The organism is Pseudomonas sp. OA65 (assembly GCF_017498305.1).
GTDB lineage: Bacteria > Pseudomonadota > Gammaproteobacteria > Pseudomonadales > Pseudomonadaceae > Aquipseudomonas > Aquipseudomonas zanjanensis.
In genome coordinates this window covers 1-15,741 of record NZ_JAGDEZ010000001.1, presented here as the reverse complement: position 1 = coordinate 15,741, position 15,741 = coordinate 1, and the positions used below count along the sequence as shown (strand labels likewise).

At 61.9% G+C, this 15,741-nt stretch carries 15 protein-coding genes; 13 read left to right on the top strand and 2 right to left on the bottom strand.

Annotation, left to right across the window (positions count from 1 at the left end):
- Window positions 1–133: 133 nt before the first annotated feature.
- The gene (gene rlmM / locus J3361_RS00075) at window positions 134–1,207 is read right to left on the bottom strand and encodes a 23S rRNA (cytidine(2498)-2'-O)-methyltransferase RlmM (RefSeq protein WP_207961256.1); all 1,074 of its coding nucleotides are present in this window, start codon (window positions 1,205–1,207) and stop codon (window positions 134–136) included.
- A gap of 172 nt (window positions 1,208–1,379) precedes the next feature.
- Here rlmM and acnA point away from each other — a divergent pair, with 172 nt between their 5' ends.
- From acnA to J3361_RS00060, 3 genes are all read left to right on the top strand, one after another.
- Entirely contained in the window at window positions 1,380–4,121 is a 2,742-nt protein-coding gene (gene acnA / locus J3361_RS00070) for an aconitate hydratase AcnA (protein ID WP_207961254.1), read from the top strand.
- 329 nt (window positions 4,122–4,450) lie between these two features.
- Window positions 4,451–5,239, top strand: a complete 789-nt coding sequence (locus tag J3361_RS00065; protein WP_207961252.1) for a CPBP family intramembrane glutamic endopeptidase — start codon at window positions 4,451–4,453, stop codon at window positions 5,237–5,239.
- 78 nt (window positions 5,240–5,317) lie between these two features.
- A complete protein-coding gene (locus tag J3361_RS00060) occupies window positions 5,318–6,883 on the top strand; it encodes a PAS domain-containing methyl-accepting chemotaxis protein (RefSeq protein ID WP_207961250.1) in 1,566 nt (521 codons plus the stop codon).
- A gap of 169 nt (window positions 6,884–7,052) precedes the next feature.
- Here J3361_RS00060 and J3361_RS00055 read toward each other — a convergent pair whose 3' ends face one another.
- On the bottom strand, window positions 7,053–7,745 hold the full coding sequence (locus J3361_RS00055) for an alpha/beta family hydrolase (RefSeq protein ID WP_243458684.1): 693 nt from the start codon (window positions 7,743–7,745) through the stop codon (window positions 7,053–7,055).
- A gap of 96 nt (window positions 7,746–7,841) precedes the next feature.
- Between J3361_RS00055 and ccoN (J3361_RS00050) the strand changes: the two genes are divergently transcribed.
- From ccoN (J3361_RS00050) to J3361_RS00005, 10 genes are all read left to right on the top strand, one after another.
- Entirely contained in the window at window positions 7,842–9,266 is a 1,425-nt protein-coding gene (ccoN, locus tag J3361_RS00050) for a cytochrome-c oxidase, cbb3-type subunit I (protein ID WP_003199614.1), read from the top strand.
- Between the two features lie 10 nt (window positions 9,267–9,276).
- Entirely contained in the window at window positions 9,277–9,885 is a 609-nt protein-coding gene (gene ccoO / locus J3361_RS00045) for a cytochrome-c oxidase, cbb3-type subunit II (RefSeq protein ID WP_207961247.1), read from the top strand.
- A 5-nt stretch (window positions 9,886–9,890) separates the two neighbouring features.
- The gene (locus J3361_RS00040) at window positions 9,891–10,091 is read left to right on the top strand and encodes a CcoQ/FixQ family Cbb3-type cytochrome c oxidase assembly chaperone (RefSeq protein ID WP_207961245.1); all 201 of its coding nucleotides are present in this window, start codon (window positions 9,891–9,893) and stop codon (window positions 10,089–10,091) included.
- Window positions 10,088–11,044, top strand: a complete 957-nt coding sequence (gene ccoP / locus J3361_RS00035) for a cytochrome-c oxidase, cbb3-type subunit III (RefSeq protein ID WP_207961243.1) — start codon at window positions 10,088–10,090, stop codon at window positions 11,042–11,044. The genes J3361_RS00040 and ccoP (J3361_RS00035) overlap by 4 nt, the downstream gene beginning before the upstream one ends.
- A 497-nt stretch (window positions 11,045–11,541) precedes the next feature.
- Entirely contained in the window at window positions 11,542–12,984 is a 1,443-nt protein-coding gene (ccoN, locus tag J3361_RS00030; RefSeq protein WP_053120682.1) for a cytochrome-c oxidase, cbb3-type subunit I, read from the top strand.
- Window positions 12,984–13,592 (top strand): cytochrome-c oxidase, cbb3-type subunit II, encoded by a 609-nt coding sequence (gene ccoO / locus J3361_RS00025; RefSeq protein ID WP_072407855.1) that lies wholly within the window; start codon window positions 12,984–12,986, stop codon window positions 13,590–13,592. The genes ccoN (J3361_RS00030) and ccoO (J3361_RS00025) overlap by 1 nt, the downstream gene beginning before the upstream one ends.
- Before the next feature lie 5 nt (window positions 13,593–13,597).
- Window positions 13,598–13,783, top strand: coding sequence for a CcoQ/FixQ family Cbb3-type cytochrome c oxidase assembly chaperone (locus J3361_RS00020; protein ID WP_003183474.1), 186 nt, complete (start codon window positions 13,598–13,600; stop codon window positions 13,781–13,783).
- Window positions 13,780–14,763, top strand: a complete 984-nt coding sequence (ccoP, locus tag J3361_RS00015; protein ID WP_186705245.1) for a cytochrome-c oxidase, cbb3-type subunit III — start codon at window positions 13,780–13,782, stop codon at window positions 14,761–14,763. The genes J3361_RS00020 and ccoP (J3361_RS00015) overlap by 4 nt, the downstream gene beginning before the upstream one ends.
- Window positions 14,764–14,914: 151 nt before the next feature.
- A complete protein-coding gene (locus J3361_RS00010; RefSeq protein WP_207961241.1) occupies window positions 14,915–15,169 on the top strand; it encodes a type II toxin-antitoxin system Phd/YefM family antitoxin in 255 nt (84 codons plus the stop codon).
- The gene (locus tag J3361_RS00005) at window positions 15,170–15,580 is read left to right on the top strand and encodes a type II toxin-antitoxin system VapC family toxin (RefSeq protein WP_207961240.1); all 411 of its coding nucleotides are present in this window, start codon (window positions 15,170–15,172) and stop codon (window positions 15,578–15,580) included.
- Window positions 15,581–15,741: the final 161 nt, after the last annotated feature.

Sequence of the window (15,741 nt, the reverse complement as noted above, 5' to 3'; positions counted from 1 at the left end):
CCCTGTGGCGAGGGAGCTTGCTCCCGCTCGGCTGCGAAGCAGTCGTCGCTTTTCGGAACCCGGCAGGACATTGGGGTTGCTTCGCAACCCAGCGGGAGCAAGCTCCCTCGCCACAAAAGCTCGCTACATAGCTTCAGCGGGACTTTGGCTTCTTGGTATCCAGCCGCCGCAGATGGCACGTCACTTCCTCGCGGTCGTGGTACAGCTGCTTGCAACCGATCTCGACCTTGATCCCCCGGGCCCTGAAACCCTCGGCGATGCGTTCGAGCAGGCGCTTGACCTCGGCATAACGCTGCTTCATCGGCAACTTGAGATTGACCACGGCCTCGCGGCAATGGCCCTCGCCAATCCATTCCTCCAACATCGCCGCGTTACGCGCGGGCTTCTCGACGATGTCGCAGACCATCCAATCCACGGGCTGCTTGGGTTTGAAAGTGAAGCCGTCCGCCATCAAGTGCTGGACCAGGCCGGTGTCCATCAGGCTTTCGGCCATCGGGCCGTTGTCGATGGCCGTTACCAGCATGCCGCGGTTGACCAGTTGCCAAGTCCAGCCGCCCGGCGCGGCACCGAGGTCCACGCCGGTCATATCACTGTGCAGGCGCTCGTCCCACTGGTCCCGGGGGATGAAATGGTGCCAGGCTTCTTCGAGCTTGAGGGTGGAGCGGCTCGGCGCCTCCCGGGGGAACTTGAGACGCGGGATGCCCATCGGCCACATCGCCGAATTATCTGCGTCCGCCAGGCCCAGGAAGACTTCGCGGCCGCTCTTGAAGGTCAGCAGCAGGCGTGGCTTGCGCGGATCGTCCACCAGCTTGCCGGCCCCGCTCAACGCCTTGCGCAGCGGGCCTTCGAACTTCTTGCAGAAGTTCGACAGTTCCTTGCCGTCATTGGTGTCGACCACTTCCAGCCACAGGCTGCCGCAGGCCGGGAACGCCGCCATATGGGCCAGGATGACGCTGATACGGTCGGTTTCCGGCAAGTCAATGAACGTGCCCCGCGCCCACTGGCGCGGGAAAATCAGCTCGGCAAAACGCTGCCCACGCATCAGCCGTTCGGCGCCGTCCTCTTCAGTGCAGACAAATTCGGCGCAGGCACTGGCCGGCTTGGCCTTGGCATAGCCGGCGACGTTGAGCCGAGCCGCATGCTCGGCGATCTCGGAACAGACCTCGCCTTCGAAGCCCGGCCGGCAGTGCATAAAAAGCGTGTTCATTGAAACTCCGTAGCAAAGCCTGTCACGAAAACCGCCGCATGATAGCGGAGTTCGGAACCGCGAACCTTGCAATAGAGTCCAGTGATTAGTCATACGCTCAAAACAGGGCTAGGTTAAAGGCTCTGTCCGTTCCGTCAGTCCGTAGCCGTGCGGACTCAAAGGAGTGATTTCAATGCCGTCCCTCGATAGCCTGAAAACCCTTAAAACACTGCAAGTCGACGCCAGGACCTACCACTATTTCAGCCTGCCGGATGCCGCCCGAAGCCTGGGCGACCTGGACAAGCTGCCTATGTCCTTGAAGGTGCTGCTGGAAAACCTGCTGCGCTGGGAAGATGAAAAAACCGTCACCGGCGCCGACCTCAAGGCCCTGGCCGGTTGGCTCAAGGCGCGCCGCTCCGACCGCGAGATCCAATACCGCCCCGCACGGGTGCTGATGCAAGACTTCACCGGCGTGCCCGCCGTAGTCGACCTGGCCGCCATGCGCGCCGCTGTGGAAAAGGCCGGCGGCGACCCCCAGCGGATCAACCCGCTGTCCCCAGTGGACCTGGTGATCGACCACTCGGTGATGGTGGACAAGTTCGCCAGCAGCCAGGCGTTCGAGCAGAACGTCGACATCGAAATGCAGCGCAACGGCGAACGCTACGCCTTCCTGCGCTGGGGCCAGAGCGCCTTCGACAACTTCAGCGTGGTGCCGCCGGGCACCGGCATCTGTCACCAGGTCAACCTCGAATACCTGGGTCGCACCGTGTGGACCAAAGAGGAAGACGGTCGCACCTACGCCTTCCCCGACACCCTGGTGGGCACCGACTCCCACACCACCATGATCAACGGCCTCGGCGTACTGGGCTGGGGCGTCGGCGGGATCGAGGCGGAAGCGGCCATGCTCGGCCAACCGGTGTCGATGCTGATTCCTGAGGTCATTGGCTTCAAACTCGTCGGCAAACTGCGCGAAGGCATCACCGCCACCGACCTGGTGCTGACCGTCACGCAGATGCTGCGCAAGAAAGGCGTGGTGGGCAAATTCGTCGAGTTCTATGGCGATGGTCTGGCCGACCTGCCCCTGGCCGACCGCGCCACCATTGCCAACATGGCCCCGGAATACGGTGCCACCTGCGGGTTCTTCCCGGTGGACGACGTGACACTGGAGTATCTGCGCCTGTCCGGGCGTCCGGCGGAAACCGTGAAACTGGTAGAGGCCTATTGCAAGGCCCAAGGCTTGTGGCGCCTGCCCGGCCAGGAACCGGTGTTCACCGACACGTTGGAGCTGGACATGGGCAGTGTCGAGGCCAGTCTCGCCGGGCCTAAACGCCCTCAGGACCGGGTCTCGCTGCCGAATGTCGGCCAGGCCTTCAGCGACTTCCTGGGGTTGCAGGTCAAACCCACCAGTAAGGAAGAAGGCCGCCTGGAAAGTGAAGGCGGCGGTGGCGTCGCGGTGGGCAACGCCGACCAGGTAGGCGAAGCCGAGTACGAATACGAAGGCCACACCCATCGCCTGAAAAACGGCGCGGTGGTGATTGCCGCGATCACCTCGTGCACCAACACATCCAACCCCAGCGTCATGATGGCCGCCGGGCTGCTGGCGAAAAAAGCCGTGGAAAAAGGCTTGGTTCGCAAGCCTTGGGTCAAGAGCTCCCTGGCGCCGGGCTCCAAGGTGGTCACCGATTACTACAACGCGGCCGGCCTGACCGAATACCTGGATAAACTCGGTTTCGACCTGGTGGGCTATGGTTGCACCACCTGCATCGGCAACTCCGGGCCGTTGCCGGACCCCATCGAGAAAGCCATCCAGAAAGCCGATCTCACCGTGGCCTCGGTGTTGTCGGGCAACCGCAACTTCGAAGGCCGAGTGCATCCACTGGTGAAGACCAACTGGCTGGCCTCGCCGCCGCTGGTGGTCGCCTATGCACTGGCCGGCACCGTGCGCATCGACATCAGCAGCGAACCGCTGGGCAACGACCGGGACGGCAAGCCGGTATACCTGCGGGACATCTGGCCCAGCAGCCAGGAAGTCGCCGCCGCCGTGGCCCAGGTCAACACCAGCATGTTCCACAAGGAATACGCCGCTGTGTTTGCCGGTGACGAGCAATGGCAGGCCATCGAGGTGCCGCAAGCGGCCACCTATGTCTGGCAGGACGATTCGACCTATATCCAGCATCCACCGTTCTTCGACGACATCGGCGGGCCGCCACCCGCGGTCAGGAACGTCGAGGGCGCCCGGGTCCTGGCCCTGCTGGGAGACTCGGTGACCACCGACCACATCTCCCCGGCCGGCAACATCAAGGCCGACAGCCCGGCTGGTCGCTACCTGCGCGAACAAGGCGTAGAGCCACGGGATTTCAATTCCTACGGTTCACGGCGTGGCAACCATCAAGTGATGATGCGCGGCACCTTCGCCAACATCCGCATCCGCAATGAAATGCTCGACGGCGAAGAAGGCGGCAATACGATCTACATCCCCAGTGGCGAACGCATGCCGATCTACGATGCCGCCATGCTGTACCAGGCCACGGGCACGCCCCTGGTGGTGATCGCCGGCCAGGAATATGGCACCGGCTCGAGCCGGGACTGGGCGGCCAAGGGTACGAACCTGCTGGGGGTCAAGGCGGTGATCGCCGAAAGTTTCGAGCGCATCCATCGCTCCAACCTGGTGGGCATGGGCGTGCTGCCGTTGCAGTTCAAGCTCGACCAGAACCGCAAGAGCCTGAACCTCACGGGCAAGGAAACCCTGGACGTCCTCGGCCTCAATGACGTCGAACTGACGCCCCGCATGAACCTGCCCCTGGTCATCACTCGGGAGGATGGCAGCCAGGAGCGAATCGAAGTGTTGTGCCGGATCGATACCTTGAATGAAGTGGAGTATTTCAAGGCTGGGGGGATTCTTCATTACGTTTTGCGACAATTGATTGCCGCTTGAAAAAGGATGAAACGTTCCCCGTGGCGAGGGAGCTTGCTCCCGCTTGAGTGCAAAGCGCTCACAAAAAGGGGCTGCTACGCAGCCCAGCGGGAGCAAGCTCCCTCGCCACGGGTTTAATCCATCCTAATGAACAGTATTGTTCTACTAAGCACTGTTTTCGTTTCAGCCCGCCTATAATCCCGCCGGCACCCACGCAACCGCGCCAGCCAACTGCTTCCCTTCCAGCGCCTGAATCTGCATGGATACAAATGTGCTCTTTGCGCGACACGGTGGCGTCGAAGACCCGACGGCCGCCCTTGCCCAGAGCTCTCCCGCTAAAAGGATGTTGTATGCCCGCTTTACCCTGGCTTCACCTGGCCCTTCTTTCCACAGGCTACGGTCTGGCGCTGGTCTACGGCCAGTTGGCCTGGACCGCGCTCATCTCGGTTGCGCTGCTGCTGTTCGCCGGGTATGCGGTTCGCCAGCAACAAACGCCTGTTGGCCAGTTCCTCGGGCATGCCCTGTTCATTGTCATGGCCCTGGCATTGGCCCTGCACTGGATGCCTGGCTTCTTCAACGGCCGGGCCATCGCGGCGCAGCGCTTGACCGATGACGCCGTGCCGTTTGCCATGTACCTGAACCAGGACAAGCCGCTGATCGGTTTCTGGCTATTGCTGGCCTGCCCCTGGATCGTCGGCCGGCGCTCACTGCGCCTGTCCGTCCAGGCCACGGCACTGGGCCTGGCATTGAGCGCGGTGCTGGCCCTCGGCGGGGCCGTGCTGCTGGGCATGATCCATTGGGCACCCAAATGGCCGGATCATGCCTGGATATGGGTGCTCAATAATCTTTTATTGGTGACGCTGGTGGAGGAAGCGCTGTTTCGTGGCTACATTCAGGGGGGCTTGAGCCGACGCTTCAAACACTTGAATTACGGCGACAACCTGGCGTTGCTCCTGGCCTCGCTGCTGTTCGGCCTGGTACACGCCGGCGCGGGCTGGCAGTGGGTGCTGTTGTCGGGCCTGGCGGGCGTCGGTTACGGCCTGGCGTATCGTTTTGGCGGCCTGGGCGCGGCGGTCGCCACGCATTTTCTGCTCAACCTGCTTCATTTCGCCCTATTTACCTATCCGATGCTGGCGTGATAGCGACAGGCAAAAATAACTTTCAACTAAAACCTGACGACGCCGACAACCTTTCAAAGCCTTGCGGATCTACACACCATGCGTAACAACCAACCCGTCACACAACGCGAAAGGACCTTCCCGGCCCAGCAACGATTGATTTCCACCACCGACACCAAGGGCGTCATTACCTACTGCAACGATGCGTTCGTTGAGATCAGCGGGTATTCCAAGGAGGAACTGATCCGCGCGCCGCACAATCTCGTGCGCCATCCCGATGTCCCCTCTGCCGTGTTCGCGCACATGTGGGGCACGCTCAAACAAGGCTTGCCATGGATGGGCATCGTCAAGAATCGCTGCAAGAACGGTGACCATTACTGGGTCAACGCCTATGTCACGCCGGTGTTCGAGGGCAATCAGGTGGTCGGTTACGAGTCGGTGCGAGTCAAGCCCACCGCCGAGCAGATCGCCCGCGCCGAAGCCCTCTACCAACGCATCAACCAGGGCAAGTCCGCAGTGCCAAGCAGCGACAAATGGTTGCCGCTATTGCAGGACTGGCTGCCGTTCATCCTGGTCAGCCAACTGGGCTTCGTCGTCGGCGCGTTTCTGAATTCTTCCTGGGGCTTTGCCTTGGCCGCCCTGCTGTCGGTGCCCTTGGGACTGATGGGCCTGCAATGGCAACAACGCGGGATCAAGCGCCTGCTGCGCCTGGCCGAGCAAACCACCTCCGACCCGCTGATCGCCCGCATGTACACCGACAGCCGCGGCGTCCAGGCGCGCCTGGAGATGTCGATCCTCAGCCAGCAAGCGCGCCTGAAAACCTGCCTGACTCGCCTGCAGGACACCGCCGAGCACCTCAACGACCAGGCTCGCCAGTCCAATACCCTGGCCCACGACAGCTCCAGCGGCCTGGAGCGCCAGCGGGTGGAAACCGAACAGGTCGCCACGGCCGTCAACCAGATGGCGGCAACGACTCAGGAAGTCGCCAGCCACGTGCAGCGCACCGCCGATGCCACCCAGGAAGCCAATCGCCTGACCAGCCGCGGCCGCGACATCGCCGGGGAAACCCGCGAAGCCATCGAGCGGCTGTCGGTGGTGGTCGGTGAGACCGGTCAAACCGTCACCCAACTGGCCAAGGACAGCGACGAGATCGGTGGTGTGGTCGACGTGATCAAAGGCATCGCCGACCAGACCAACCTGCTGGCCCTCAACGCTGCCATCGAAGCGGCCCGTGCCGGCGAGATGGGTCGCGGCTTCGCCGTGGTGGCCGACGAAGTGCGGCAACTGGCGCAACGCACCAGCGAATCCACCGGGCAGATCCACGCCCTGATCGCCAAGCTCCAGCAGACCGCCACCAACGCCGTGCAGACCATGGACGCCGGCCATCGCCAGGCCGAAGAAGGCGTGGCGCGGGTCATGGAAGCAGACGAGGCGCTGGTGGGAATCAGTGCAGCGGTGGCCCACATTACCGACATGACCACCCAGATCGCCGCCGCCACCGAGGAGCAAAGCTCAGTGGCCGAGGAGATCAGCCGCAACATCAGCAACATCTCGGACCTGGCCGACCAGACCTCCGGCCAGGCCCACAGCTCGGCGCTGCTGAGCGAAGAGCTGACCCGCACGGCCGACACGCAGTATTCGTTGGTGGAGCGGTTTAACCGCTGATAGATGTCGGCTTGAAAAAACCCGGACAGCGAAAGCTTCCGGGTTTTTTACTGTCTGAAAGATCGCTTTCGCGAGCAGGCTCGCTCCCACAGGGGGCCTAGATCGCCCATTGAAATGCATTCCACTTGTGGGAGCGAGCCTGCTCGCGATGAGGCCGGTACAGGCGCCATCAATCTTGAGACAGGAAGCCGGCCACTCCCTGCGCAGCAGCCTCCAGGTGCTGCTCATGACTAAATCCCAAAGCCTTCAACGGCTTCAAATCATGATCCCCCGCCACCAACCACAACACCTCAATGCTCGGTGACAAGGCATACCCCTGCACCGCCTCCCGATTACCCAACGCATCCCGCTCGCCTTGAACGATCAAGGTGCGAGTCTTCAATGCAGCCAAGTGCTCGACCCGCGGCTTCTCCGGCTTGCCCACCGCGTAGAAGGGATAGCCCAGGCACACCAGCGCATCGGCGCCCAATTCATCGGCCAGCAGGCTCGCCATGCGTCCACCCATGGACTTGCCGCCAATGGCCAGCCGACCAGCGACATAAGGCCGCACCGTGGCGTAGACCTCACGCCAGCATTCGAGCAGCTTGGGCGCCGGGTTGGGCGGACGCTTGCCGCCATCCAGACGCCGCTGGGCCATGTAGGGAAACTCGAAGCGCAACACGTTGACGCCTTGTGCGGCAAGGCGTGCGGCCATTGCCTCCATGAAGCCGCTGTCCATCGGCGCACCGGCACCGTGGGCCAGGATCAGGGTCGGTGGTTCGGCGCACACCCCAGGCTGCGCGACCGTCCACAACCACCCATGTTGCTCCACGCATCGCGCCCATTGATCCCCGTCAATACTGGCCTTGTGCTGTTTGTCCATGCTTGCCTCGCTTTTAGTCTGCCTATAACTCCAGGCGAAGAACGCCGCACTGCCTTGCGCAGGCGCTCACTTCGGCTGAACCGTGGATGGGGAACCATGAACACTTCTATCAGTACCGCCTACAACTACAAGGTGGTCCGCCAATTCGCCATTATGACGGTGGTGTGGGGCATCGTCGGCATGGGGCTCGGGGTTTTTCTCGCCGCCCAATTGGTCTGGCCGCAGCTCAACTTCGATTTGCCTTGGACCAGCTTCGGCCGCCTGCGCCCGCTGCACACCAACGCGGTGATCTTCGCCTTCGGCGGCTGCGCGTTGTTTGCCAGTTCGTTCTACTCGGTGCAACGCACCTGCCAGACACAGCTGTTCGCGCCAAAAATTGCGGCGTTCTGCTTCTGGGGCTGGCAACTGGTGATCCTGCTGGCGGCCATCAGCCTGCCGCTGGGTTACACCAGTTCCAAGGAATACGCCGAACTGGAATGGCCGATCGACATCCTGATCACCATCGTCTGGGTCGCCTACGCCATCGTGTTCTTCGGCACCGTGGCCAAGCGCAACACCAAGCACATCTACGTCGGTAACTGGTTCTTCGGCGGGTTCATCCTGACCGTGGCGATCCTGCATATCGTCAACAACCTGGAACTGCCGGTGAGCTTCACCAAGTCCTACTCGGTGTATGCCGGGGCCACGGATGCGATGGTGCAATGGTGGTACGGCCACAACGCCGTAGGCTTTTTCCTCACCGCAGGCTTCCTGGGGATGATGTACTACTTCGTGCCGAAGCAGGCCGAACGCCCGGTGTATTCCTATCGCCTGTCCATCGTCCACTTCTGGGCGCTGATCACCCTGTACATCTGGGCCGGCCCGCACCACCTGCACTACACCGCGCTGCCGGACTGGGCACAGTCCCTGGGCATGGTGATGTCGCTGATCCTGCTGGCACCGAGCTGGGGCGGCATGATCAACGGCATGATGACCCTCTCGGGTGCCTGGCATAAGTTGCGCAGCGACCCGATCCTGCGTTTCCTGGTGGTGTCCCTGGCGTTCTACGGCATGTCGACCTTCGAAGGTCCGATGATGGCCATCAAGACCGTCAACGCCCTTTCCCACTACACCGACTGGACCATTGGCCACGTCCACGCCGGCGCGCTTGGCTGGGTGGCGATGATTTCCATCGGCGCGCTGTATCACATGATCCCGAAAGTCTTTGGCCGGCCACAGATGCACAGCATCGGCCTGATCAACGCGCACTTCTGGCTCGCGACCATCGGCACCGTGCTCTACATCGCCTCGATGTGGGTCAACGGTATCGCCCAGGGCCTGATGTGGCGCGCAGTGAACGAGGACGGCACGCTCACCTACTCCTTCGTAGAAACCCTGGTGGCCAGCCACCCAGGCTTCGTCGTGCGGCTGGCGGGTGGGTCGATTTTCCTCCTCGGCATGCTGCTGATGGCCTACAACACCTGGCGCACCGTGCGGGCCTATCAGCCTGCCGAAGCCGCCGCTGCCGCGCAGATGGCCTGAGGAGTCCGCCATGAAACACGAAACAATCGAAAAAAACGTCGGCCTGCTGATGCTGCTGATGGTCCTGGCCGTGAGCATTGGCGGCCTGACCCAGATCGTGCCGCTGTTCTTCCAGGACGTGACCAACAAGCCGGTGGACGGCATGAAGCCCTACACCGCGCTGCAACTGGAAGGCCGCGACATTTACATCCGTGAAGGTTGCGTCGGCTGCCACTCGCAGATGATCCGTCCGTTCCGCGCCGAGACCGAGCGCTACGGCCACTACTCCGTCGCTGGCGAAAGTGTCTGGGACCACCCCTTCCTGTGGGGTTCCAAGCGCACCGGGCCGGACCTGGCACGGGTCGGCGCGCGCTACTCCGATGACTGGCACCGCGCCCACTTGTACAACCCGCGCAACGTGGTGCCGGAGTCGAAAATGCCGGCCTACCCCTGGCTGGTAGCCAAGGCAGTGGACAGCAGCCACACCGAAGGCAAGCTGCGCGCCATGCGCACCCTCGGCGTGCCGTACACCGACGACGACATCGCCGGCAGCGTGGCCTCCCTCAAGGGCAAGACCGAAATGGACGCCCTGGTGGCCTACCTGCAAGTGCTCGGCACTGCCATCAAGAGCAAGAGGTGAGCCTGATGTTCTTTGAAATGAGCACTGGAATGATCCGTGGGCTGGGCACCGTCGTGGTGTTCATCGCCTTCATCGGCCTGATCCTGTGGGTGTTCAGCAGCAAGCGCGGACCGGAATTCGCCCAGGCGCGCCTGCTGCCGTTCGCCGACGAACCGCCCGCCGACCTTACCCCCCAAGACCCTGAAACAAGGAGTACCCGGCCATGACCACCTTCTGGAGTACGTGGATCTGCGTACTGACCATCGGCAGCCTCATCGGCCTGACGTGGCTGCTGATCGGCACCCGCAAGGGCGAGACCAAGGGCAGCGTCGACCAGACCATGGGCCACAGCTTCGACGGCATCGAGGAATACGACAACCCGCTACCGCAGTGGTGGTTCCTGTTGTTCGCCGGCACCCTGGTGTTTTCCGTCGGTTACCTGGTCCTGTATCCGGGCCTGGGCAACTGGAAAGGCATCCTGCCCGGGTACGAGAACGGCTGGACCGGCGCCCATGAATGGGAAAAGGAAATGGCCAAGGCCGACGCCAAGTTCGGGCCGATCTTCGCCAAGTTCGCGGCCATGCCCGTGGAAGAAGTCGCCAAGGACCCACAGGCCTTGAAGATGGGTGGTCGCCTGTTCGCCTCCAACTGCTCGGTCTGCCACGGCTCGGACGCCAAGGGCGCCTTCGGCTTCCCGAATCTGGCCGACAGCAACTGGCGCTGGGGCGGCGCCGCCGAGACCATCAAGGCGACCATCATGGGCGGGCGCATGGCGGCGATGCCGGCCTGGGGCGAAGTGCTGGGGGAGGCCGGGGTCAAGAACGTTGCCGCTTATGTTCGCCACGACCTGGCCGGCCTGCCTTTGCCGGCGGACAGCGGTGCCGATCTGCAAGCCGGTCAGCAGGCCTTCAACACCACCTGCGTCGCCTGCCACGGCGCCAACGGCCAGGGCACCGAAGCCATGGGCGCGCCGAACCTGACGCAACCGGCGGGCTTCATCTACGGCACCAGCCTGACCCAGTTGCAGCAGACCATTCGCCATGGTCGCCAAGGGCACATGCCGGCGCAGAATGAGTTGTTGGGCAATGACAAGGTGCAACTGCTCGCGGCTTACGTGTACAGCCTTTCGAAGAGTGGGGAGCAGTTGAGCGGCGAGCCTCAAGCTGCAAGCTTCAAGTAAAAGCAACAGCAAAAGCAAAACCTGCAAGCGACGAGTACCCCACTTGAAGCTTGCAGCTTACAACTTGCAGCTGCTTCCTTTTGTCACACCCTCCCATAGTCTTTCTTTCGGTTCCCCGGAATCAGGTCTAAGCTTGCCTTTGCGTGCGCTGGCGACTGCCGGTTTCAGGTCGATCCGACCCGATGCGTTCGACAATCGTTCGACAAAAAGGCCGCAAAGGCAGGTGAATACCGGCTGTTGCGACAGTTGCCTGGCATCACCCGAACGCCGTGTTCGAACACACCCCGTTACAACCGACCTGACCCCCTCGCCTCGTTCCTTCGTTGCGACATTTTGCCGAGCGCCGATTTTGTCCCTACACCGAACAGGGAAAGGCCGCAGAATCAGCTTTGGAAAGCATTGACCCAGGTCATGGCGCGTTGCAATGACCCCCCGCTTTCTCCATACTTGCGACCGATTTTTATCCTAATAAAACACCCAAACCGTGGAACCTTAGAATGAGCACAGCAATCAGTCCGACTGCTTATAACTATAAGGTAGTCCGCCAGTTCGCCATCATGACGGTGGTCTGGGGGATCCTTGGCATGGGGCTCGGTGTCTTCATCGCCTCGCAACTGGTCTGGCCGGAGTTGAACTTCGATCTGCCATGGACGACATTTGGACGCCTGCGCCCGCTGCACACCAACCTGGTGATCTTCGCCTTCGGTGGTTGTGCGTTGTTTGCCACTTCTTACTACGTCGTGCAGCGAACCTGCCAAACGCGACTGATTTCCGACAGCCTCGCCGCCTTCACCTTCTGGGGTTGGCAAGCGGTGATCGTCGGCGCGATCGTGACCTTGCCAATGGGTTTCACCACCACCAAGGAATACGCGGAGCTGGAATGGCCCCTGGCTATCCTGCTGGCGATCGTCTGGGTGACCTACGGTTTGGTGTTCTTCGGCACCATCGTCAAGCGCAAGACCAAGCACATCTATGTCGGTAACTGGTTCTACGGTGCCTTCATCGTCGTGACCGCCATGTTGCACATCGTCAACCACGCGTCCCTGCCGGTCAGCTTCTTCAAGTCGTACTCGGCTTATTCGGGCGCGACCGATGCGATGATCCAGTGGTGGTACGGCCACAACGCCGTGGGTTTCTTCCTGACCACCGGCTTTTTGGGGATGATGTACTACTTCGTGCCGAAACAGGCCGAGCGTCCGATCTATTCCTATCGCCTGTCCATCGTCCACTTCTGGGCGCTGATCACCCTGTACATCTGGGCCGGTCCGCACCACCTGCACTACACCGCACTGCCGGACTGGGCACAGTCCCTGGGCATGGCGATGTCGATCATCCTGCTGGCGCCAAGCTGGGGCGGCATGATCAACGGCATGATGACCCTGTCGGGTGCCTGGCATAAATTGCGCACCGACCCGATCCTGCGTTTCCTGGTGGTGTCCCTGGCGTTCTACGGCATGTCGACCTTCGAAGGCCCGATGATGGCCATCAAGACCGTCAACTCCCTGAGCCACTACACCGACTGGACCATCGGCCACGTACACGCCGGTGCACTCGGTTGGGTTGCGATGATCTCCATCGGCGCCATCTACCACATGATCCCGAAACTGTTCGGTCGTGCGCAGATGCACAGCACCGGCCTGATCAACGCGCACTTCTGGCTCGCGACCATCGGCACCGTGCTCTACATCGCCTCGATGTGGGTCAACGGCATCACCCAAGGCCTGATGTGGCGTGCGATCAACGACGACGGCACCCTGACCTATTCGTTCGTCGAAGCGCTGCAAGCCAGCCACCCTGGCTTCATCGTGCGTGCCCTGGGCGGCGCGTTCTTCGCCAGCGGCATGCTGTTCATGGCCTACAACGTGTACCGCACCGTTCGTGCCTCTGACCCGGCTGAAGCTGAAGCCGCCGCCAAGATCGCCGTAGTTGGAGCTCACTGATGAAGCACGAAGCAGTAGAGAAGAATATCGGCCTGCTGGCCTTCTTCATGGTCATCGCCGTGAGCATCGGCGGCCTGACCCAGATCGTTCCGCTGTTCTTCCAGGATGTGACCAACAAGCCGGTCGAAGGCATGAAGCCGCGTACCGCCCTTGAACTGGAAGGCCGTGACATCTATATCGCCAACGGTTGTGTCGGCTGCCACTCGCAGATGATCCGTCCGTTCCGCGCTGAAACCGAACGCTACGGCCACTACTCCGTTGCCGGTGAGAGCGTCTGGGACCACCCCTTCCTGTGGGGTTCCAAGCGTACCGGCCCGGACCTGGCCCGCGTTGGCGGCCGCTACTCCGACGACTGGCAGCGTGCGCACTTGTACAACCCGCGCAACGTAGTGCCTGAGTCGAAAATGCCGGCCTACCCGTTCCTCGTAGAAAACAAGCTCGACGGCAAAGACACCGCCAAGAAAATGGAAGTCCTGCGTGCCTTGGGCGTGCCTTACACCGACGAAGACATCGCCGGTGCCAGGGATGCCGTCAAGGGCAAGACTGAAATGGACGCGCTGGTGGCCTATCTGCAAGGCCTGGGCACCATCATCAAAAGCAAACGGTGATTTAGATGGATATCGGGATGATTCGTGGCCTGGGCACCGTCGTCGTGATGGTGGCCTTCATCGGTCTGGCCCTGTGGGTGTTCAGCCCCAAGCGCAAGTCGGAGTTTGACGACGCGACCTTGCTGCCGTTCGCGGATGATCCCGAAGCCATCAAGCACGTCGAGCAAGCTTCTAGGAGTAACAAAGAATGACTACATTCTGGAGTCTGTACGTCACAGTCCTCAGCCTGGGAACGATCTTCGCACTGACCTGGCTGCTGCTGTCGACCCGCAAGGGCCAGCGCAGCGAAGCCACCGAAGAGACGGTTGGCCACTCCTTCGACGGGATCGAGGAGTACGACAACCCACTGCCAAAATGGTGGTTCATGCTGTTCGTGGGCACCATCATTTTCGCCCTCGGCTACCTGGTGCTCTACCCTGGCCTGGGCAACTGGAAAGGCCTGCTGCCCGGCTATAACTACCTGGATACCGAAAAGCAGACCGCCTTCGCCAACGGCCAGACCGGCTGGACAGGCGTTCATGAGTGGGAAAAGGAAATGGCGCGCTCGGACGCCAAGTTCGGTCCGATCTTCGCCAAGTTCGCCTCCATGCCGATCGAAGAAGTCGCCAAGGACCCGCAAGCCCTGAAGATGGGTGGCCGCCTGTTCGCCTCCAACTGCTCGGTTTGCCACGGTTCCGACGCCAAGGGTGCCTATGGCTTCCCCAACCTGACCGACGCCGACTGGCGCTGGGGCGGTGAGCCGGAAACCATCAAGACCACCATCATGGGCGGCCGTCACGCCGTGATGCCGGGCTGGGCTGCCGTGGTGGGCGAACAAGGTGTGGCCGACGTGGCCGCCTACCTCGTGACCGGTCTGCACGGTCGCAAACTGCCCGAAGGCGCCAAGGCCGATCCGGCCAACGGCCAGAAACTGTTCGCGGCCAACTGCGTGGCTTGCCACGGTCCTGCCGGCAAGGGCACGCCCGCCATGGGCGCACCTGACCTGACGCATCCAGCGGGCTTCATCTACGGTTCGAGCTTCGCTCAACTGCAGCAGACCATCCGCTACGGTCGCCAGGGCCAGATGCCGGCCCAGGCCGACCTGCAAGGCAACGACAAGGTCCACCTGCTGGCGGCCTATGTCTACAGCCTGTCTCACGGCGAAAAGGCTCCGGCCGCTGACGCCCAGTAAGACCAGTCGCTGATACACGAAAGGCCCCGCCAATCCGATTGGCGGGGCCTTTTTTATTACCGGCAGAAAAACCTGGGTAAATCTGTTTCGCTTGCCGGCCTTCCACGCCGGTAGTAACGTGCCTACATTCAAGTTAAACGAGGACATTTCCATGTCCATCACCACTATCTCCAGCCGTGAATTCAACCACGACACAAGTGGTGCCAAAAAAGCCACCCGTGAAGGGCCGGTGATCATCACCGACCGTGGCAAGCCGGCCCATGTGCTGCTAAGCATTGAGGAGTACCAGAAACTGACCGGCCTCGGCACCAGCATTGTCGAGTTGCTGGTCATGCCCGATGCGCCGGACATCGACTTCCAGACCGAGCGTGCCGTCATCGCCCCCCGCCCGGTGGACCTGTCCTGAATGTTTCTACTCGATACCAATGTCATCTCGGAACTGCGCAAACCCCAGGCAGACAAAAACGTCCAAGCCTGGGCACGCAGCGTTCCTGCTCCCAGCCTGTATCTCTCGGCGATCACCGTACTGGAACTGGAAACCGGCGTGCTGCGCTTCGAACGCAAGGACCCGACGCAGGGCAGTCGCCTGCGGGCCTGGCTGGATAATCACGTGATGCCCGCCTTTGCCGGCCGGATCCTGGCCGTGGACCGCGCCGTCGCACTGCGTTGCGCTCGCCTGCATGTGCCTGACCGCGGTAATGAATGCGATGCATTGATCGCCGCCACCGCCCTCGTCCATGGGTTGACCGTGGTGACCCGCAACGCGAGCGATTTTCAAAGCAGCGGCGTGGCGGTGCTCAACCCGTGGATTGGCTGATGTCTATTTGGCAGTCACTACAAGGTGGCCTTTTTGTGGCGAGGGAGCCCCCGCCGCGTCTTCGACGCTGCGCTGTCGCGCAGCAAACAATTATTCGGCCTAAGATAGGAGGTGCGCGCAGGACAGAGGCCGTAGTTATCACTGGCGTGTTCGCACCCGAG